This is a genomic window from Nitrosospira multiformis (assembly GCF_900111585.1).
Lineage (GTDB): Bacteria > Pseudomonadota > Gammaproteobacteria > Burkholderiales > Nitrosomonadaceae > Nitrosospira > Nitrosospira multiformis_B.
Genome location: NZ_FOHI01000007.1, coordinates 159,713 through 181,208 on the forward strand (window position 1 = coordinate 159,713; position 21,496 = coordinate 181,208).

The 21,496-nt window shown below is 53.0% G+C and carries 15 protein-coding genes; 7 read left to right on the forward strand and 8 right to left on the reverse strand.

Annotation, left to right across the window (positions count from 1 at the left end; all coding sequences use genetic code 11):
- Window positions 1-27: 27 nt before the first annotated feature.
- Window positions 28-1,473, forward strand: a complete 1,446-nt coding sequence (locus BMW46_RS11675) for a S41 family peptidase (RefSeq protein WP_074708749.1) — start codon at window positions 28-30, stop codon at window positions 1,471-1,473.
- A gap of 282 nt (window positions 1,474-1,755) precedes the next feature.
- Complete coding sequence (locus tag BMW46_RS11680) at window positions 1,756-2,538, forward strand: HesA/MoeB/ThiF family protein (protein WP_074708751.1); 783 nt, start codon at window positions 1,756-1,758, stop codon at window positions 2,536-2,538.
- Window positions 2,539-2,650: 112 nt separating this feature from the next.
- On the opposite strand, the gene slmA is transcribed toward BMW46_RS11680, so the two are convergent.
- The 6 genes from slmA to BMW46_RS11710 form a co-directional block, all read right to left on the reverse strand.
- Window positions 2,651-3,253 (reverse strand): nucleoid occlusion factor SlmA, encoded by a 603-nt coding sequence (gene slmA, locus BMW46_RS11685; protein WP_011380461.1) that lies wholly within the window; start codon window positions 3,251-3,253, stop codon window positions 2,651-2,653.
- Window positions 3,254-3,433: 180 nt separating this feature from the next.
- Window positions 3,434-4,318 (reverse strand): acetylglutamate kinase, encoded by an 885-nt coding sequence (gene argB, locus BMW46_RS11690; protein WP_371113510.1) that lies wholly within the window; start codon window positions 4,316-4,318, stop codon window positions 3,434-3,436.
- Window positions 4,319-4,424: 106 nt separating this feature from the next.
- Window positions 4,425-4,751: a P-II family nitrogen regulator gene (locus BMW46_RS11695; RefSeq protein WP_074708753.1), complete on the reverse strand. Its 327-nt coding sequence runs from the start codon at window positions 4,749-4,751 to the stop codon at window positions 4,425-4,427.
- Window positions 4,752-4,763: 12 nt separating this feature from the next.
- Window positions 4,764-7,886 carry an efflux RND transporter permease subunit gene (locus tag BMW46_RS11700; RefSeq protein ID WP_074708755.1) on the reverse strand — a complete coding sequence of 1,041 codons (3,123 nt, stop codon included), beginning with the start codon at window positions 7,884-7,886 and terminating at the stop codon, window positions 4,764-4,766.
- Window positions 7,887-7,889: 3 nt separating this feature from the next.
- Entirely contained in the window at window positions 7,890-9,041 is a 1,152-nt protein-coding gene (locus BMW46_RS11705; protein ID WP_074708757.1) for an efflux RND transporter periplasmic adaptor subunit, read from the reverse strand.
- Window positions 9,038-10,516 carry a TolC family protein gene (locus BMW46_RS11710; protein ID WP_081355782.1) on the reverse strand — a complete coding sequence of 493 codons (1,479 nt, stop codon included), beginning with the start codon at window positions 10,514-10,516 and terminating at the stop codon, window positions 9,038-9,040. Before BMW46_RS11710 ends, BMW46_RS11705 begins: the two co-directional genes overlap by 4 nt.
- Window positions 10,517-10,795: 279 nt before the next feature.
- Between BMW46_RS11710 and nhaR the strand changes: the two genes are divergently transcribed.
- The gene (gene nhaR / locus BMW46_RS11720; RefSeq protein WP_074708763.1) at window positions 10,796-11,704 is read left to right on the forward strand and encodes a transcriptional activator NhaR; all 909 of its coding nucleotides are present in this window, start codon (window positions 10,796-10,798) and stop codon (window positions 11,702-11,704) included.
- 152 nt (window positions 11,705-11,856) lie between these two features.
- Here the strand turns inward: nhaR and htpG are convergent, their stop codons facing one another.
- Window positions 11,857-13,776, reverse strand: coding sequence for a molecular chaperone HtpG (gene htpG, locus BMW46_RS11725; RefSeq protein WP_074708837.1), 1,920 nt, complete (start codon window positions 13,774-13,776; stop codon window positions 11,857-11,859).
- Window positions 13,777-13,939: 163 nt separating this feature from the next.
- Between htpG and BMW46_RS11730 the strand changes: the two genes are divergently transcribed.
- The 3 genes from BMW46_RS11730 (at window position 13,940) to BMW46_RS11740 (ending at window position 16,673) form a co-directional block, all read left to right on the forward strand.
- Entirely contained in the window at window positions 13,940-15,055 is a 1,116-nt protein-coding gene (locus tag BMW46_RS11730; RefSeq protein ID WP_074708765.1) for a PQQ-dependent sugar dehydrogenase, read from the forward strand.
- 67 nt (window positions 15,056-15,122) lie between these two features.
- Complete coding sequence (locus BMW46_RS11735; RefSeq protein WP_074708767.1) at window positions 15,123-16,112, forward strand: serine/threonine protein kinase; 990 nt, start codon at window positions 15,123-15,125, stop codon at window positions 16,110-16,112.
- 108 nt (window positions 16,113-16,220) lie between these two features.
- Window positions 16,221-16,673, forward strand: a complete 453-nt coding sequence (locus BMW46_RS11740) for a YchJ family protein (RefSeq protein WP_081355784.1) — start codon at window positions 16,221-16,223, stop codon at window positions 16,671-16,673.
- Window positions 16,674-16,965: 292 nt separating this feature from the next.
- On the opposite strand, the gene BMW46_RS11745 is transcribed toward BMW46_RS11740, so the two are convergent.
- Window positions 16,966-19,824: a bifunctional diguanylate cyclase/phosphodiesterase gene (locus BMW46_RS11745; protein ID WP_256377053.1), complete on the reverse strand. Its 2,859-nt coding sequence runs from the start codon at window positions 19,822-19,824 to the stop codon at window positions 16,966-16,968.
- A 497-nt stretch (window positions 19,825-20,321) separates the two neighbouring features.
- On the opposite strand from BMW46_RS11745, the gene BMW46_RS11750 reads away from it, so the two are divergent.
- Window positions 20,322-21,431 carry an SLC13 family permease gene (locus BMW46_RS11750; RefSeq protein WP_074708771.1) on the forward strand — a complete coding sequence of 370 codons (1,110 nt, stop codon included), beginning with the start codon at window positions 20,322-20,324 and terminating at the stop codon, window positions 21,429-21,431.
- Window positions 21,432-21,496: the final 65 nt, after the last annotated feature.

Genomic DNA, 21,496 nt, shown 5'->3' on the forward strand with positions numbered 1-21,496 from the left:
CAATTTGACTTGTTTGGAGAATATTTAATGGGCGACAAAATGCGGCAGTTCGGCCTCGTCATTTTCGGTGCAATCGCCGGCGTGATGCTGAGCCTCAATTTTTCTGCTGTTGCCGATAAGGAACCGCAGGGGGTCCTGCATCCCCTTCCAGTGGAGGAGCTTCGCGCCTTCACAGAAGTGTTCGGGCGGATAAAAAATGATTACGTTGAACCGGTAGAAGACAAAAAACTCATCACTGAAGCCATCAATGGCATGCTGACAGGCCTCGATCCCCATTCCGCCTATCTGGATGCAGATGCTTTCAAGGAGCTGCAGATTGGCACCCAGGGTGAGTTCGGGGGTCTAGGCATCGAAGTGAGCATGGAAGACGGGTTTGTCAAGGTCATTTCTCCTATCGAGGATACGCCCGCCTTCCGCGCCGGGATAAAACCTGGAGATCTTATCATCAAGCTGGACGATACGGCGGTCAAGGGGCTCTCGCTTACGGATGCCATCAAGCGCATGCGCGGCAAGCCCGATACGCCTATTACCCTTACCGTCGTGCGCAAGGGTGAGGCCAAGCCGATTGTGTTCCCGCTGGTTCGCGCCGTCATCAGGATACAAAGCGTGAAGTCAAAAATGATCGAGCCTGGCTACGGATATATTCGTATCACCCAGTTTCAGGAACAGACGGGGGAAAACCTGGCGAAGGCGATAGATAAGCTTTTCAAGGAAAGCGGCGGGTCGATGAAGGGACTGGTGCTGGACCTGCGTAATGACCCGGGCGGCCTGCTGAATGGAGCAGTGGCAGTATCTGCGGCCTTTTTACCGGACGATTCTCTGGTTGTCTATACTGATGGCCGTAGCGAAGATGCGAAGATGAAACTCAAGGCCAGTCCTGAGTTCTATCTGCGCGATACGAAGAACGACTACGTCAAGCGGCTCCCCCCGGGTATCAAGACCGTACCGATGGTGACACTCGTAAATGGCGGCTCGGCTTCAGCTTCAGAAATCGTCGCCGGCGCATTGCAGGATCATAAACGGTCGATCGTGATGGGAACGCAAACCTTCGGTAAAGGTTCGGTGCAAACCATTTTACCGCTGGGGAACAACACAGCCATCAAATTGACCACGGCACGGTACTATACGCCAAATGGACAATCCATCCAGGCCAAGGGAATTACGCCTGATGTCATGGACGAATTGGCAAAGGATGAAGTCGAGCGCCTGCGTGAAGCTGATCTCGATCGTCATCTATCCAATGGCAAGGCTGAGGAGCAGAAACGGGAGACGGAAGCGAAGGTAGCGCCTGAGGCAAAGGTGGCGCCAAAACCGGGAGTCAAGCCGGTCAAGTCCGAGAACGAAGAAGACAAGAACAAGAAGCGTGAATCACCTGCTGAGTTTGGTTCCAGCGATGATCTGCTGCTAGTTCAGGCGATCAGCTATATCAAGGAAAATGCCAGCAAGCGCGCAACTGCAAAAGTAGAAAACTGAGGCAACTCCTGAACATCAGGCAGCGGAAGAATCGAGGCAAAATGCCATAATTCTTTCGCTGCCTGCATCCCTGCGAATTTCACAGATGTCGTGCATTAGTCAAGCACGCTTCGCTTAATATCCGCCTGGCTCGTTGCGTTCCCGCTTTTATCCTCATCCAGGGAAGTTCACATCGGTAGCCCATCCATTAGTTGACACGCATCAACGATGTTCCCTACGCCCTTCTTCTGAAAAAGGGCGATATCCAGTATCACTCTCAGACGGCGGCGAAACATTTTCCAAATGAATGACGATCAGTTGCTGCGTTACAGCCGTCACATCCTGTTGCCGGAGATAGGAATACAGGGTCAGGAAACCTTGATCCGGTCGCATGTACTGGTAGTCGGGGCGGGGGGACTCGGCTCCCCTGCCACCATGTACCTTGCCTCAAGCGGAGTCGGCAAGCTCACTATCTGTGACAATGACAGAGTTGACCTGACCAACCTCCAGCGCCAGATCATTCACGGTACAGACGACATTGGCGCACCGAAAACACACTCTGCCAGAAAGACTCTTGCGAAAATCAATCCTGAAGTCGAAGTGATCGAACTCGACGAACGTATGGATGAAAAAAGATTGCTGCAACTGGTCGGAGACGCCGATGTGATCGTGGACGCGAGCGATAACTTTCCCACCCGTTACGCTATCAATCGTTCTTGTGTCCTTCTCCGCAAGCCGCTCGTATCAGGCGCAGCCGTGCGTTTTGAGGGGCAAGTCGCGGTATTCGATCTCAGGCACCCAGCCAGTCCATGCTATCACTGCTTGTTTCCAGCAGGTGGCGAAGATCAGGACATGCGCTGCGCAGTGATGGGCGTGCTTGCACCGCTGGTAGGAATCATTGGCTGCATGCAGGCTGCAGAAACACTGAAAATTCTCACCAACACCGGCCAAACCTTGAACGGCCGCCTGCTTACGCTGGACGGTCTTGCCATGAAATGGAAATCGTCCGAACTGAGAAAGGATCCAGGGTGCGAGGTTTGCGGAAATCTGCGTGACCAGATGTTTAACCCAATCGCAATCAAATAGCGATCCACGTGCGACCTATTGGGATCGGCTCATGGGTTAACTACACCTATCGACGGGTGTCTATCGAATTACTCATACATCTTTATCTTTCGAGCATGAGCATTCAGCATTGCTACGAAACCACCTGCCCGAAGGAATTGCTGGAAACTATCTCTCTAAACTGTGCTTCCCAATATTCCATCGGATCGCGTTTGAAACCGCTTTTGGCAAACTGGTGCCAACGGCCCACAACATAACATAGCAGCATATTTGCGTGAGCGGATACGTCCAGATCCTCTACTATTTCCCGCTGGCTTACTGCAAAACGTAACGCCTGCTTGAGCGTCGCCTCCAGACGGTCGTGCAGTTGGGTGACGCGATTTTGCAAACGCTCATTCTCGTTTATCAAGGCATCCCCGATCAACACCCTGGTCATTCCAGGATTTTTCTTTGCAAAACCAAGCAATAGGGCAAGAATGCCTTCGATCTGCCTGATGCCACTTTTTTCTTCCGCTACCATCTTATTGATGAAGGTGAACAGGGTCTTTTCTATGAACTCGATCAAACTGTCAAACATTTGTGCTTTGCTGGCGAAATGACGGTAAAGCGCGGCCTCGGAAACATCCAGCTTTGCCGCCAGCGCCGCTGTGGTAATTTTACCTGCCCTAGGCTCTTCCAGCATCTCTGCCAGAACCTGCAGAATCTGATCTTTTCTTTCCCCAGGCCTGCCCGTCATTGATTCCTCGCTTCAATACCGAATTTCAAGCTCTGCCACCTATTATAACTACCATAACTACCGCGCGACATGGATGGGCAATGTCCAGCAACTCCCTCCCTCGAGGGAATCCATAAGGATCTTGGCGAAATATTTGCCAGGGGCAACAGTTTGCCTGCCGGATTGCCATGAAGCAGTAAATCAGTTCGCCTTTATGAGTGTTCCAACTCCCTCATCTGTCAGCACTTCGAGCAATAATCCATGTTCGACGCGTCCATCGATGATGTGGCACGTTTTGACACCGCTTTTGACTGCGTCCAAGGCAGAACTGATCTTGGGAATCATTCCCCCTGAAATGGTGCCATTGGCAATTAGCTCATCCACTTCCTGTGCAGTCAACCCCGTCAGTAAACTTCCATCCTTGTCCAGCACGCCCGGTGTGTTGGTAAGCAGTATCAGTTTTTCAGCGTTCAAAACCAGCGCCAGCCCCCCGGCGACCAAGTCAGCGTTGATGTTATAGGATTCGCCGCGGCTGCCCACCCCGACCGGGGCGATTACCGGGATGAAATCCCGGGTTTCGAGCAACTCGATCAGGGCGGGATCGATGCCCTCGATTTCTCCAACCTGGCCAAGATCGACCCATTCGTGCGCTCTCTCCTTGTCGCGCAGCAGCATTTTTTTTGCGCGGATAAAGCTGCCGTCCTTGCCTGTCAGGCCGACTGCGCGGCCACCGTGCTGATTGATGAGATTGACGATTTCCTTATTGATCAGCCCCAGCACCATCTCGACGACATCCATGGTTTCCGCATCGGTAACGCGCATTCCCTGAATGAAGGCGCCCTGCTTGCCGACCCGCTTCAACATATCGTTGATCTGGGGACCTCCCCCATGAACGATTACCGGGTTCATGCCCACCACTTTCAGCAGTGCTACGTCATGAGCGAAACACTTTTTGAGATTTTCCTCCGTCATGGCGTTGCCACCATACTTGATGACGATGGTTCTCCCGTGAAAGCGCTGGATATAGGGCAGCGCCTCGGCCAGAATTTTTGCTTTGTCTTGTGAGGAAGGTTGAGATGGCAGCATGTCTTACCTGAGGAAACTTTTTGCGCTATTTTACCTTGAGTAGCGCGCCGCCGGGCTTCAAAAATTCGACCCTCTCGACAGCATTAACATGACATAGGAGACCATCTCAGAGATTGCTTCCATCGCGAATACGGCGAGCGAATTCAACTGGCAAGACCCAGATAAGGCCGTCGCCAATCTGACCTGTACGACCTTCACGCATGATCACATCGGTAATGCTATCGACCATGTCATCAGCGACAAGGGTGCAAAGCATGACCTTTCCGGTGAAATCGGTGAGCGCCTCCTTCAGACTTGGGTTATCGATGAGTACAGGAGCGGAGAATCCCTTTGCTTCAAGCACTGTCAGGCCGGGAAAGCCTGGAATAGCGCGCAACGCCCGCCGCAATCCATATAGCCGATCCGGTCGGCATATCGCGCGGATTTCCTTCATCTTGCTCTCTCCTCAGATTTCTACCGGCTTCTCGTCGAACCAGCGGTATAACGTCGGCAATACAACCAGTGTCAGCAGGGTTGAAGTAATCAATCCACCAATGACCACTACGGCGAGGGGACGCTGCACTTCCGAACCGGGACCGGTCGCGAAGAGAAACGGTATCAAGCCAAGCATCGCAACTGTTGCCGTCATCAGTACCGGGCGGAAGCGTTGCTCACAGCCCTTGATAACCGATTCTGCAACGCTTGCTCCCTGTTCGCGCAGTTTCCGGATATAGGAAATCAGCACGACTCCATTCAGCACTGCGATACCCCATAACGCGATAAAGCCCACGGAGGCTGGCACTGAAAGATATTCTCCGGTGACAAAAAGTCCAATGACTCCGCCGATGGAAGCAAATGGCAGCACGAGGATGATGAGTCCGGCGAGTTTGATCGAATTGAACAATACAAACAGTAAGAAGAAAATCGCAGCGATGGTAAGCGGTACTATTATCGAAAGCGTTTCCATTGCACGTTCCATGTTCTCGAACTGGCCCCCCCAGACAAAGTAATAACCTGTCGGAAGCTGCACTTCCTTCGCGATGCGCTGCTGCACTTCTTCAACAAAGCCTCCGAGATCGCGTTCATGCACGTTGACTCCTACCACCACCCGTCGTTTCGCATATTCGCGGGATACCTGCGCCGGCCCATCGACAACACGAATATCTGCAACAGCACTCAGCGGCACCAGGACGCCTCCATTTGCCAGGACGCCGTCCGAACCACGGACGCCCGGTTGCCGCAGCAGGAGATCGCGAATCGACTCCACGTCGTCGCGAAACCGCTCCGGAAAGCGCAGAAGGAGGGAGATGCGTCGTTCACGTTCGAATACGGTCGTCACCGCCTTTCCCCCGATGGCCGTCTGGATCAGTTCATTCACGTCGGCAACGTTGAGACCATGCCGCGCTATCGCATAACGGTTGATATCGATGGTAAGGGATTGCTGTCCCGATAATCGCTCGATGCGGAGATCGCGGGCGCCCCGTACAGATTTCAGGATACGCGCCACCTGTTCAGACAATTCGCGCAACTTTTCCAGATCATCGCCGAAAATTTTGAGGGCAACCTCCGAGCGTACACCGGTTACCATCTCGTCAACGCGTTGGGCGATAGGTTGGGACAACACAATAGATACACCGGGTAAGACAGCCAGGGCCTTGCGAATATCCTCCTCGACTTCCGCCTGGGTTCGATCGGATTCGGGATCCAGCGCAGCAATAGGATCAGACTCGTTCTGAGAGGCCGGGTCAGCGGGAGACTCTCCGCGGCCAAGCTTCGATACCACGGTCTTGACACCCGGCACTGCCGCAATCAGCGCCATCGCCTCCGATTCAATCTCGATAGCCTCGTCCAGCGAGATTGAGGGCACACGGATGATGACAGGCGTAATGGAACCCTCCTGCATGGTCGGGATGAAGGATTTACCGAGGAGCGGGAACAACGAAAACGATAATGCGAGCAGACCGATGGCAGTGAGGATCGTGGTTTTCTCGTGCGCCAGAGCGGAATTCAGCAGCCGGTGATAGCTCGATTTGAGAAAGGCTATGATTTTGGTGTCCTTATCGGCGCCGCCTTTGAGAATGTAGGCACAGAGCACGGGTGAAAGCGTCAACGATACGACCAACGACACCGCTAGCGCGATCGCGATGGTGAATGCAAGCGGACTGAACGTCTTGCCCTCCATGCCCTGCAACGCCATAAGTGGAAGAAACACCAGGATGATGATGCAGATCCCGAAAATCACTGGTGTTCCCACCTCGACGACGGCATCGAGGATGGTTTGCAGCCTGGACTCGCGTGGGCCGCTCGCGTGTCCAAGGCGATGATAGACATTTTCCACCACTACCACGGTAGAATCGACCATCAAACCAATGGCGATGGCAAGCCCTCCGAGCGACATCAGGTTGGCGGAAATCTGCTGCTGATTCATCACCATAAAGGTGACCAGCGGTGTGATGATCAGTGTCGCGACGACGATCAGGCTGGAGCGGACATCCCCCAGAAATATGAACAACACGACCACAACCAGAAAAATGCCTTCCATCAGGACCTTGCTTACCGTCCACAATGCAGCATCCACGAGGTCGGTACGATCATAGAATGGAACGATCTGAAGACCCCCTGGTAACAGCTTGCGATCATTGATTTCGGCAACCTTTGCCTTTACTCGCCCGACAATTTCCTTCGCGTTCCCGCCACGCAGCATCATCACAATACCCGCGACGGATTCGGTATATCCGCCTTTGATGCTTGCGCCCTGCCGCACTTCCGCCCCGAATTTCACCTCGGCGACATCCCGTACGAACACAGGAACACCGTCGACTTCTTTCAGAACAATGTTTCTGATGTCGTCCAACGACTGGATCAGTCCCACGCCCCTGATCAGGTACTGCTCGGCGTGCAGGGGCAATATGTTGCCGCTCGAGTTGGCGTTATTGCTCGCAATGGCTCGATCCACCTGCGCCAAGGTCAGATCGTAGTGGCGCAGGCGGTCAGGGTTGACCAGCACATGGTATTGCTTGACGTAACCCCCCTGCGAATTGATTTCGGCCACGCCCTGCACGGAACGCAGCAGCGGTCGCACTACCCAGTCCTGTATGGTGCGTCGCCGCGTCAGCTCCTCCACCGAAAGCGCTTGCTTGCCGTCATCGGGATGCTCCAGGGTGTATTGGTAGACTTCCCCGAGGCCGGTAGTGACAGGACCAAGTACCGGTGTAATACCGGGCGGCATCTTGCTGGCAACCCCAAGCAATCGCTCCATCACCAACTGGCGCGCAAAATAAACATCCGTCTGGTCCGTGAAAACCAGCGTGATAAGCGATATTCCGCTCTTGTTCAGGGACCGCATTTCCACCAGCCCGGGCAGGCCCGTCATCGCAATTTCCACCGGTACGGTGACAATCCGTTCGATCTCTTCGGGACTCCGACCTGGTGCTTCGGTAGCAACCTGCACCTGCACGTTGGTCACGTCTGGAAAGGCATCGACCGACAACTTGGTTGAAGCGTGCATGCCGGCAGCCATCAAGCCGAGCGCAACTACCACCACTATCAGGCGTTGCTTGAGCATCGCACGAACGATCGACGCCAGCATGGGTTATTCCAGTTCGGCGAGCTTGCGCTCGTTTTCCAGATGAAATGCGCCGTCGACAACGATGGTCTGGTCGCCGGAAAGTCCTTTCAGCACAGGTCGCATATCCCCTACTTCCGGACCCAATTCAATCGGAACGCGAAGGAACCGGTTGTCACCTTGGACAAGAAATACATAGTCCCGATTGTTTTCGCGCACCACCGCTGTCTCCGGCACTACCAGGCTTTCAACCGGGTTGTCAAGAATATGCATGCTGGCGAGCATGGCAGGCTTGAGCTTCCTCCGCGGATTTTCTACAATAGTCCGCACCATCACTGTCCTCGTCAACGGATTCACAGTATCGGCCACAAAGATGATCAATCCATCGAAACTGATATTCCCCAGCGCCGGAACGTGAATCTCCACATGCTGGCCAACCTGCACATGGCGGGCAATCTGCTCCGGCACATCACCCACGACCCACACAGAAGAGAGATCGGCAACCTGAAACAACAGATCCGAGGGTTGGACTACCTGCCCAATCGCGACATTCCGCTCGATAACGATGCCCGGCTTGGAGGTCTGGATGGCTACCGAAGGCATGATGGTTCCCTCTTTCCCAAGCTTGTTTATGGCTCTGCTGCCCATGCCCAGCAGGCGCAATTGATCCGCCGCTGCACCCAGCTCTGCCTGTGAAACCTGCAGTTCGGACTCGCGCCGCTGCATTTCCGCGACACTGATGACATCCGCAGCGAGCAAATGACGGGCTCGCTCGGCCGCTTTTTCCGCCAAGGTCTCAAGCGAGAATGCCCGCAGATAAGCCAGTTGTGCCTGGGTCAGTTCGGGGCTGGAAATACGGGCGAGCTCCGCACCCGCCTCGACGTTATCGCCCAGCATGGCGTACACATCAATAATCCGGCCGGTAACATTGGCCCCGACACGGACCAGCCTGTGCTCATCCACCTCCACCTGGCTCGGCGCCTGCAGCTTGTCGGCGATATTGATCAAGGTAGGTTTCCCAACCTTGACGTGATGCATCTTTTCGGGCTCCAGCGTGACGAGATTCGCGTTTTCCGGCTCTTTCGCCACAACTTCCTCTTTGACTGCCGGCTTGCCACCACCGCACCCGGAGACAAGCAATACAAGCATGATGCCGATTAGCGGCACGGTGATTTTCATTCGAAGCCTTCCTTGGGGTAATAGGCTCGGAGGCGGTCAATCTCGGCAACCGCGGCCTGCAAATCGAACCGCGCCTGCAGGAGATCCGAAAGCACCCCGCGAAGCACGCGCTGGGTATCGAGCACTTCGATCAGGCCACGCTCGCCGAAGCGATATGCTGCCTGAGCAATTTCCAGCGCCTTTTCGGCTTCCTTGACCAATCCACCTTCGAACATATCCACTCTGCGCTGGGCGATCTGCTTAGCCTGCCAGGCAGATTCAAGTAGCTGCCCTATTTCAAAGCGCCGAAACTCCAATATCCCGCGCGCCCGCTCCGAATCCGCGACAGCAGCGTTGATTTCGCCGCGACGCTGATAAAACAATGGGATGGTCACGTTCAGACCTGCAAGATTCGAGGTGTATTGCGCCTCCTGAAAATTGCTGAGTAATACCGTTAACGATGGCAGTACGGCTGCGCGTTCCTGATCAATGCGTCGCCGCGCCCGGTTCCATTCAGCCTCCAGGCGCGTCACCTCGGGGTTGACCGCCGGTACAGTTTCACGCAGCTCTTCGAGAGGAGGAAGGCTTACGGACTCTGCCAGCGATCCCATTATCTGGAAATCAGGCTGCAAAGCACCAGCGGTAAGCTGAATGAGGGCTATGCGAGCCCTTTGCGCATTCAACTGTGCCGCTTCCTTACGCGAAGCTGCGGCCAGAACTTCCGTTTCGGCCCTGATCAGTTCGAAGCGTGGCGCCTCTCCGACATCGACCCGCACCTTGACGCGACGGCGTATTTCCTCCATCAGATCGGAAACGCTTGCCTCCACCCGCGCCACTTCCTGCCGCAAGATCAGTTCGTAGGCAGCGACACGCAACTGCGCCGCCAGATCCGCCCTCACCTGTTCCAGGCCCGCATGACTGGCATCCACCCCTGCTTCCGCTGAGTCGATGCGCGCACTCCGCAGGAACGGATTCTCAATTGTCTGAGATACAGTAAATTGACGGTGGCTGTTTGCAGGCAAGGCCTGCGGCACGACTCGGGCATGCTGCGGGCCTGCCATGAAGGTCAATTGCGGATTGGGGTAAGCCGAGGCGCCTACGACACCCGCTTCTGCAGCTCTTATTTGAAAATGCGCCGCCTGCACCAGGCCATTGGCCTTCAGGCCAAGCCGCTGCAATTCCTCAATGGTGAGGACCTGGGAAGGCGGTGCAGCTGGCGTAGGCATGGTTGGACCAGGTGCGGCAGGAGCCAGCAAGCCAGGTAACCTTCCCGTTGCCGATCCCGGCACGGTAGGGCCTGGCGTGGTGGCCGGCGGCATTCCCGGCGCCCGTGGCGCGGGGGCGACGGGGGGAGCAGGAGCGGGCGCTGCGGCCGGCGGAAGCGCCGGAGGCGGTGTAATGGCAGGAATCGTTGAAGGCTCCAGAGCCGAGGCCGGCGCGAGTGGCAAAACAAGAATCAGGGCCGGCAAGATACGGCAAAGACGTGATATATACATGTGCTACCCGTTGAAATCTTCGGAGCGATGCCTGATCAATCGCACTGGACCCATTAAGACCCCCGAAAAGAAGATCTTAACAACAGCGACGGCAGCAGCTTTGCTGCCAGTTGGAGCGACCAAAGGAACAGCATATAAATATGAACGCACGATACACGCGACGGATGACACGGCAAAGCTCATCCAAATTAGTCTAGATGAGAAATTGCATCAAGAAAAGTAGTATCTCGTTGATGATATAATCGGTTTTCACGAAGTATCAAGTTTGTCTGCACATTGATGCTTAATTACAAGCAATTGCACTATTTTTGGGCAGTGGCCAAAGCAGGCAGCATTGTCCGCGCCAGCGAACGTTTGAATCTCACGCCCCAGACTCTGAGCGGGCAGATCGGATTATTGGAAGACGCGCTGGGGGCGCCACTTTTTTTACGAGTGGGAAGGCGCCTCGAACTGACCGAGACAGGCCGCCTCACTCTATCATACGCCGATGAAATCTTTCAGATCGGAAACGAACTGGAAGAAGCATTGCGCGCGCGCCCGGAACGTCACGCCATTCCATTCCGGGTGGGCGTCGACGATGCGGTCCCCAAGTCCATCGCCTACCGGTTGTTAACGCCCGCCATGGAACTTGCTTCGCCCGTACGCATTGTCTGCCGCGAGGACAAACTGGTACGTCTGCTGGTAGAACTGGCAATCCAGCGAATCGACCTAGTACTGGCCGACCGACCCATGCCGGATGAAGCAAATGTGAAAGGCTACAGCCATAAGCTGGGAAACTGCGGCATCACATTTTTTGCCGCACCTCCTCTTGCAAATACACTGAGGCAAAAGTGGCCCCACCTTCTTGACGCGGCACCCTTACTCATTCCCGGTAAAGACGCTGCTATACGGACCCCATTGATGCGGTGGTTCGACATTCACCAACTCCGCCCCCACATCGTGGGAGAGTTCGACGACAGCGCACTGATGCAGGCATTCGGCCAGGCGGGGATCGGCATTTTCATTGCCCCATCCGTCATAGCCGATGAGGTGCAGCGTGAACATGGCGTTGTTGTTGTCGGCCGCACCGACGAGGTTACCGAACAGTTTTACGCCATTTCCCTGGAACGCCGTCTTACGCACCCCGCCGTCGTCGCCATCAACGATACAGCCCACCGGGAACTATTCGCAACCCTCGCTGCCTCCTGACCCGGATATTTCACCGGGAACACGAGAGAATGGCAAGGTGTTTTGGGAGTAGATTTGCGTATCCCACGCCAGATCAATAGCCGGGACTATTGGCGCGAAGCAGGGGCAAGATGCCGCAAACCACCCGTCAGGACTCGGAAATATCCTGCCAATTATTCCTTGCTCCCGGTGCTCAGGAACAACTGATTGATACGCTTGACGAAACTGGCAGGATCATCCAATTGCCCGCCCTCGGCCAACAGCGCCTGGTCGAACAAAATATGGCTCCAGTCGGCGAAATGAGTCTCCTCCGATTTCAGGCGCTCTACCATCGGATGGTACGGATTGATTTCCAGGATAGGTTTGGTATGCGTGACCTTCTGCCCGGCAGACTTAAGCAGGCGCTCCAGGTTTCCGCTCATGTCATGAGTTTCCGTCACCAGGCAGGCAGGAGATTCGGTCAGACGCAAGGTGATCCGCACATCCTTTACTTGCTCGCCAAGCACTTCCTTTATTTTCTCGGTGAGTTCCTTGTATTCACCCGCTTCTTTTTCCTGTTCCTTTTTCTCCGCCTCGTCCTCCAGTTTACCCAGATCGAGACTGCCCTTTGCTACGGACTGCAGATGTTTACCCTCGAACTCAGGCAGATTTGCAACCAGCCACTCATCCACGCGCTCGAACAGCAGAATGACTTCAATGTCTTTCTTGCGGAAAATTTCGAGGTGCGGACTGCTTTTAGCCGCCGTGAGACTGTCGGCCGTGACATAGTAGATCTTCTCCTGCCCATCCTTCATGCGCCCCACATAATCGCTCAGGGAGACGTCCTGCTCTTCCGAATCGGAATGGGTAGAAACAAAGCGCAGCAGCTTGGCAATGCGCTCGCGGTTGGCATAGTCTTCCGCCACCCCCTCTTTCATCACCTGTCCGAATTCCTTCCAGAAGGTCTTGAATTTGGCCTTCTCTTCGTCGGTTTCGCTTTGCGCCAGGTCGTCGAGTAATCCCAGCACCTTTTTCACCGAGCCGGCCCGCATGGCTTCAATGTCCTTCGATTCCTGCAATATCTCGCGGGAAACATTCAGCGGCAGATCATTCGAATCTATTATTCCTCGTACGAAACGCAGGTAATTGGGCAGCAACTGTTTGGCATCATCCATGATGAATACTCTTCTGACATACAGTTTGATGCCGTGGCGGGATTCGCGATCATACAGATCGAACGGAGCGCGGGAGGGAATGTAGAGCAGTTGTGTATATTCCTGCTTGCCCTCTACCCTGGCATGCACATACGCCAGCGGAGGTTCGAAATCGTGCGCGACATGCTTGTAGAATTCGTTGTACTGCTCTTCGCTGATCTCGTTTTTCGGCCGCGCCCACAAGGCACTTGCCTGGTTGATGGTTTCGTCTTCTTCCGTGACGGTATTTTCATTTTTTTCCTGCGACCATTCCTCTTTTTTCATCACGATGGGAAGGGTAATATGGTCCGAGTACTTGCGGATGATGGAGCGCAGCCGCCATCCATTGAGCAGTTCATCCTCTCCTTCGCGCAAATGCAAGGTCACCTCGGTGCCGCGCCCAGATTTCTCGACTGTCTCAAGGGTGTAATCTCCCTCACCGCCTGATTCCCAGCGAACACCATGTTCATGCGTCAGGCCGGCACGCCGCGTGGTAAGCGTCACTTTATCAGCAACAATGAATGCGGAATAAAAACCCACCCCGAACTGGCCGATCAGGTGCGCATCCTTGGCCTGGTCGCCGGTTAGTGCGTCGAAGAATTCTCGTGTGCCGGATTTGGCAATAGTACCGATATGATCTATCACCTCCTGCCGCGACATGCCGATGCCATTGTCGGCAACAGTAATGGTGCGTTCCGCCTTATCGTAACTTACACGTATTTTCAGGTCCGAATCGGATTCATACAGCGCCCCATCGGTCAAAGCTTCGAACCGCAGCTTGTCGGCAGCATCCGACGCGTTGGAAATCAGTTCGCGCAAGAAAATTTCCTTGTTACTATACAAGGAATGGATCATGAGCTTGAGAAGCTGCTTGACCTCGGTCTGAAAATTCAAATGTTCTTTTGTAGCCGTCGCTTCCATTGTTTTCCTCCAAAAAAAATGCAATAAAATAAATGAGGGCAAATCCGGGATTTTCAAGTTGAAAAGCTTCATACCGATAATTTTCCGCGCCATCTCTCTGCCCTACTCCTCATTTGCCGCACACCCAATTTGATTTCTGAATATCGTTAAACGGAGTCTGACCATGCACATCACAAAAATTCTCATACGTTTCATGGCCGCTTGCCTGCTCTGTTATGGCTTACCTGCGATGGGGGACAGTAAAACCGGCAAGCTCCCCCTGGACAAGATCAAATTACCGACCGGATTTTCGATCAAGGTATGGGCCGAAGTGCCGAACGCGCGTGGGCTGGCGCTGGGAAAAAACGGTACGGTGTTCGCAGGCTCAGCGGATGAAGGCAATATCTACGCGATTACAGACAAGGGGGACACCCGCGAGGTAAAAACCATCGCCAGAGGGCTTAATCTTCCAATAGGTGTCGCCTTTCACGATGGGGCGTTATATGCCTCCTCGGTCGATCGTATCCTCCGTTTTGATAATATTGAGGAAAAACTTGATCAACCCGGAAAACCGTACGTTGTCACCGAACGATTTCCCAACGAGAAACACCATGGGGGCAGATATATAGGTTTTGGTCCGGATGGGCTTCTGTATGTCGCAGTGGGCGCCCCATGCAATGTCTGCGAAACGGAGCCGGAGAAGTTTTCGCTGATTTCCCGCATCAATCCGGATGGCTCCAACTATGAGGTCTTCGCGTACGGGATACGAAACTCGGTAGGATTCGATTGGCATCCTGAAACAAAGGAATTGTGGTTTACCGATAACGGTCGGGACTGGATGGGCGACAACTTGCCGCCGGACGAACTCAACCGTGCACCAAAAAAGGGAATGCATTTCGGCTATCCCTACTGCCACTCCGACGACATCCTTGACCCGAAGTACGGTGCAAAGCGGGATTGCCGCAAGCTTGTTTCACCCGCAGCGAAACTTCCCCCGCACGCAGGTGCGCTGGGGATGCGCTTCTACACAGGGACCATGTTTCCTCCCCAATATCGCAACAGCATCTTTATAGCCGAGCATGGCTCATGGAACCGGCGCAATAAAATCGGCTACCGCATCGAACTCGCAAAGATAAAGAACAACAAGGTGGTAAAGCAGGAAGTGTTTGCCGAAGGCTGGCTGGAAAATGAAAAAAATTGGGGAAGACCCGTGGATGTGCTGGGGATGCCGGACGGAGCACTGCTCGTGTCGGATGATTTTGCCGGGGTAATTTATCGGATCAGTTATAAGAAACCTTGAGCAAACCGAGCAATGCAAAACAAGCGCAACCAACAATTCAAGAGCAGCCTTCATTTGAGTGACTGGTGTGGAAACAGCGGATAATTCGGCTCCAAATGATTTCTCCACGCTTTCCCCTGAACGCGTGTTGCATGCTTTGGAAAGCTTGGGTTTCCGTAGCGACGGACGGCTGCTGGCACTCAACAGCTACGAGAACCGCGTCTACCAAATCGGCCTCGAAAATGGCGCGCCAGTCGTAGCAAAATTCTACCGCCCGGAACGCTGGACGAACGGGGCCATTCTCGAGGAACACACGTTCGTGCAGGAACTGGCCGAACACGAAATTCCTGTAGTACCCCCGTTGGTGCTGCAAGGAACATCGCTGCATTATTTTGAGGGATTTCGTTTCACTGTTTTTCCAAGGCACGGCGGTCGCGCGCCGGAACTGGAAGATCACCACACGCTGGAATGGATGGGGCGCTTCCTTGGGCGTATCCATGCTGTTGGCGCGCTCAATCCCTTTCATGAACGCCCGGAATTGAATATCGCCAGCTTCGGCGAGCAACCACGCGATTATCTATTGGCGCATGGATTCATTCCGCCTGATGTTGAGGCTGCCTATCGCAGTGCCGTGAATCAGGCGTTGGACGGTGCACGGCATTGTTTTGGGCGTGCAGGTAAAGTACGCGCATTACGCCTGCACGGCGACTGTCATGCAGGCAATGTTTTGTGGACTGACGATGGTCCGCACTTCGTCGATTTTGACGACAGCCGCATGGGACCAGCAGTACAGGACTTGTGGATGCTGTTATCCGGCGAACGGGACGATATGAGGAAGCAGTTGGACAGGGTGCTGGCCGGGTATGAGACCTTCTTCGATTTCGACGAAAGGGAATTGCATCTGGTCGAGGCGTTACGCACTCTGCGCTTGATCCACTACGCGGCGTGGCTTGCACAGCGGTGGGACGACCCGGCTTTCAAGCGCGCGTTTCCCTGGTTCAACACCCAACGCTACTGGCAGGATCGCGTTCTCGAATTGCGGGAGCAGATCGCCCTTATGGATGAGCCGCCGCTATGACAGGATTTACAGGCATGATCGTTGTTCCCAAGTTTATTGTTCCACACGCCCCCGATCGTGATCATGGAAAATTGAAGTTTCCATTTTAAGTCTTTATGACAAGTTTATATGGATGCAAAAACGACGCCCTGTCCGTGCGGTTACATGGAGATAACAGCGAGACCAGCGGGAACTCGGCAGGCTCGTCCTTCCACGAATAGCGGCAGAAAGTATGCTGACTGCTGCGGCCGCTACCTGGATGACGGCGAAACGGCTCCCACGGCAGAAGCATTGATGCGTTCGCGCTATACTGCATACGCCCTCGGTCATGAAGAATACCTACTGGCAACCTGGAGTCAAGACACGCGCCCAGCATCACTTGGATTGGAAAGTAAACAGCATGGAAAATGGCTGAGACTGGAAGTGAAACGTCATGAACAACCAGCGCCGGATCATGCCATAGTGGAATTCGTGGCATGTTACAAGGTGGATGGCCGCGCGCACCGTTTGCATGAAATCAGCCGCTTTGTGCGTGAGAGCGGGCAATGGTTCTATGTGGATGGCGATATTATAAGATCTTGAGGCTGAAAAATGATATCGCGTACTTGGATCGAACGCCAGGCGCCACATTTGCCTTGATCATGCGGTATATCAGCTTGAGCTTGGACCCAGCGTTCATCGTCCTCACGCGCCGCGTTATGCAAACAAGCCCTGACCGATATTGAATCTACTGGGTGGGTCGGCCTTGTGGCAATCGGCTTTCGGTGCTACTAAGCATCCCAATAACTGCGATATGTCCACCTACACGAGTAGCTCTCATAGATTGATATACCTTATGCCATTCCGTGATTCTGCATCTCAATTGATGCCTGGGTCAAAAGTCTTGACTAGCTGACTCGCCTCTGCCGTATATAAATATAAACTCCTCAAATTGCTCCAGTGGTAGAGGTTTACTGAATAGGTAGCCCTGATAGGCACGGCATCCATTCGTAGCGAGAAAATCCTTTTGTGATCTGGTTTCCACCCCTTCGGCAATTACCGCCAATCCCAGGCTTTTTGCCAAGAGCAAAATGGCGCGGACGATTGTTGCGTCGTTGTTATCCGTCAATACGTCTCTCACAAATGACTTATCAATTTTTATCCAGTCCAGTGGCAACCGCTTCAGATAGTAGAGCGAGGAATAACCCACACCAAAATCATCCAGGGCGAAACCCACACCCCTGGTTCTAAGTGCCATCATTTTTGCAATGGTATCGTCCATATTCTGCACCAGGATGCTCTCCGTTAGCTCAAGCTTGAGTCTTTCCGGATTAACGCCGGTACGATCTAACGCAGAAATCACATGCTCGACAAAATTGGGCTGCAAGAACTGGCGAGGGCTAACATTCACTGCGAGATTGAGTCGTGCTGTCTCCGGGCGTTCTGACCAGATTGCAAGTTGGGTACAGGCAGCTTTCAGCACCCACTCGCCTAAAGGAAGAATGAGACCAGTTTCCTCCATTTGAGGAATAAATTCTAATGGGAATAACAAGCCCCGACGGGGATGCTGCCATCGCACCAACGCCTCCGCACCTATTATCCCGCCGTTATCCACCTGCGCTTGGTAGTGGAGAACAAACTCGTTTCGTTCCCAGCTTCCGTGCAAATCCGACTCCAAGGTAGCGCGAGCACTCATTACTGCTTGCATATCCGGATCGAAAAAGCAGACGGCATTGCGGCCTGATGCCTTTGCCTGATACATCGCCAGATCCGTTTGCTTGAGCAATTCGTCTGTTGTGTGGGTGTGATCGTTAAATAGCGCCACGCCCATGCTTGGCGTAATGTGATGTTTATAAGCGACCAGATTAAAAGGTTGGTTGAAGACGTGACGAATCCTGTCGCAGATAGTTTTTATCTCCTCAACGGCTTTGTCATAATCTTCACTAAAATCAGGTGCCAGAATCACCACAAACTCGTCCCCGCCCAAGCGCGCCACCGTGTCCGTGTCACGCACACTGGAGATTAGGCGAGGAGCGACCTGCTGCAGTAACAAATCCCCCACATCATGGCCGAGCGTGTCATTGAGCAATTTAAAATTATCGAGATCGATGAACAGCAATGCGCCAGTATGCTGGCGCCGGGCCGCGGAGGCCAGAGCCTGCCGCAACCGATCCAGCAAGAGCTGTCTATTGGGTAAACCCGTCAAAGAATCATAGAAGGCAAGATGCAGAATTTCATTCTCTGCTGCCTTGCGCTGGGTAATATCTGTATTGATCGCGAAGACAAACTGCGGTTGTCCATTGTCATTTCTGACCAAGGTCCAATGGGCCTCAACAAGCAATATGCTTTTGTCCTTGCGACGTTGCGCTATTTCACCTCTCCATTCCCCGGATTTCAATAACAATCTAGTTGCTTCGTTGAAAGCTAGGAGATTGTCATACAAGATCTCTATCGATTTGCCGACTACCTCTTCCGAAGTCCATCCGTAGAGCCGTTCAGCACCCTGGTTCCAAAACTTGATACGATGATCAATACCGCGCACCATAATCGCATCAGTTGCCTTGTCCAGAAGGGAAGCCTGCTGGCGAATGCGGGCATCAGCTTCCTGACGTGCGAGGGCTGTTGCCTGCTGTTCCACCATAGCCAACACTAGTTTTTTATTTACGCGTCCCAGTGCCACAGCCTTCTCTTTGTTCGCGGAAAGGATAAAAGAAACCATGGCTGCCAGGAAACTGACCACGATTCCGCTTAGGAGGATGAGAAACGGCTCGTAACTTCTTATGGCTTTTTCAAATAGAGGACGTGAAGACGCTTCGATCGTCCAAGTCTGCCCATACAAAGATATGGGGATGACGCGTTTAAATTTAGGTGTGTCAGGTGTGCTCTCAGAATGATGTTTTCTGCTACCAAAAAGAAGAGAACCCTCTTCCATTGCCTCATTAGCAAAAATTCTCAAATCGAGGTTATCAAGCTCCGTCTGAAGAACAGCTCGGACGAAATCATCCATTCGGAATCGGGCATATACATAACCGCTAAGCGATGCACGCCGTTCTTCCAGCGTTTCCGGTAGATTTGCAACCCCGTAATAAGGAAGATACATAAGAACACCCGCCTGGACATCTTCCCATGTTTCCTGAATTAGTTTTACCTTGCCGGAAAGTGCTGCTATTCCCGTATCCCGTGCACGGGACATGGTGGCGTGTCGAACGGGATCAGAAAGCATGTCATATCCAAAAGCGCGCAGATTGCTTCCAGAGAAGGGTTCAAGATAGACGACCGAGGTGTACTCTTGCCGCGAGTCCTCGGGCCAGACTTTATAGGAAGGAAACCCTTCCGCACGCACTTCTTCAATGTGGGCAGCAAGTTTCGAAGGAGGGAGATATTTTGCGAACCCGATCCCTTCGATTCCGGGATAGTTATCATCTATCCGTAATGCTGTGACATACGTGCGCCATTCTTTTCGAGAAACCGATTGGGAGGCAAGCAGGAGCCCCACCCCACCTTTCAATACCTGCTCATATCCCGAAAAGTGATGCTCTATTTTGCGAATAACCTCTGCTAGTATCTTGTCGAATTGCGTATTTTCGTTTCGTTCCTGGAGATCCTGGACGATCGACCCGCCAGCGAGTGTAAGCGATATAAAAAACGCAAGTGTTAGAGTGGCAATAGTTGCGCGAGAAAACGTACCTTCGAAAAGGGAGCTACGTTTATAGATTTCCATCGCCCTCTTTAAAACGCCGCGAATTTCTTTCATGGACAAACTTTTTATGTTCCCAGCAGTTGTATTATCAGGTTAGAACAGAAGGCTTTAATTTAGAAATGTACAGATCAAGATTGTTAAAACTCGAAGCTCTTTTCAAACACCCCTGGTTACGGGGGGAGTTCCAACGACTTGGGGGTATCACTGAACTGTACAAAGGAATGGGTACGTAATTTTCAGAGATGTTTTGCTGCTTTTATATAAAGATATGAAGGGAAAATTCTTCGCTTTTTTCGGGAAGCTAAGCTTACCGGAGCTGCTCCAGATTCCTCTAATCGTTTACATCTCATAGAATTGCAGTGGCAGGCTTGAAAGGCGATTACTGCTTGCAAAAATCCTGGAGAATGAAGCAGAAAAAAAACAGCAAATCTGGCGGTGAATTACTGCCGAAGAATGAGACTGCCAAGCCAACATTGCATCCAATCAGCAGCACTGCTTGTAAATTTGGAAGCCTGCGATTTGTTCAACGCTTCCTCAGGTAAGATGCGCGAATGATTCAATTATCCATTCAAATCTGGCGGAAGGATTATCTGCTGTGGTTTCTTGCCGGACTCCTCATCACCCTGACCATAGCGGAACCTGCACGACTCTTTTCATATCCTCGTCTCGTAGACTGGCCCACCATCGGTGGCGTAGCGGGATTGCTCATACTTGCCAAAGGTATTGAACTCTCCGGCTATCTGCACCGCCTTAGCAAGCGACTGATAGAAATCATGCGCACCAGCCGATCCCTTGCAGCATTGCTCGTTCTGGCAGCAGCGTTACTTTCTATGGTGCTGACCAACGATGTCGCCCTGTTCATAATGGTGCCGTTGACCACAGGCCTGCATGGTGTCGGCGTGATTCCTGTGACGCGACTTATCGTCGTGGAGGCATTGGCTGTAAATGCAGGTTCAGCTCTTACACCCATCGGAAACCCACAAAACCTGTTTTTGTGGAAAGTATCTGGCGTATCCTTTCATGAATACGTACAAGCGATGCTGCCTCTAGCGCTCATCCTCATCACCAGTCTCCTGGTGTTGATCGCATTCATGTTCGACAGCAATCGCATTCAGGTCAGGGAAGAGGTTGATATACCAATAGCGAACAACAAGCTATTCCATTCATCCTTGATTCTCTATCTACCATTTCTGATTCTTATTGATCTACATCAGGCGGAACTGGCGGTTTTGCTGATACTCATGGTCTTCTTTATCCGGCATCGCAACATTCTCGTGAATGTGGATTGGGGACTCATTCTCGTACTTGCCCTCATGTTCGTGAACATGCGCCTTATCGCTGATAGCCACCCTATTCATTCATTTTTTACAGAATTGAGAGTGGATGAGCCCGAACGGCTTTACTTCGCGGGTATTGGGCTAGCACAGATCATGAGCAATGTGCCCGCCGCAATTTTATTGGCCGATTATTCAAGCAACTGGAAATTGATTGCCTACGCAGTGAACGTTGGGGGATTTGGCTTTGTATTGGGCTCTCTCGCCAATTTAATAGCGCTACGGCTCGCCCGGGACAGAAAAGCGTGGCTGATATTTCATGTCTACTCCCTGCCATTTCTGCTTGTCACGAGTACTTTCGTCTATCTGTTGCTATTCATTGATTAACATTCCATTGGATTTGCCCGTTGCCCCACCTCTTCTATAAGGAAGAGAGGGCAGCCGCGGTTCTG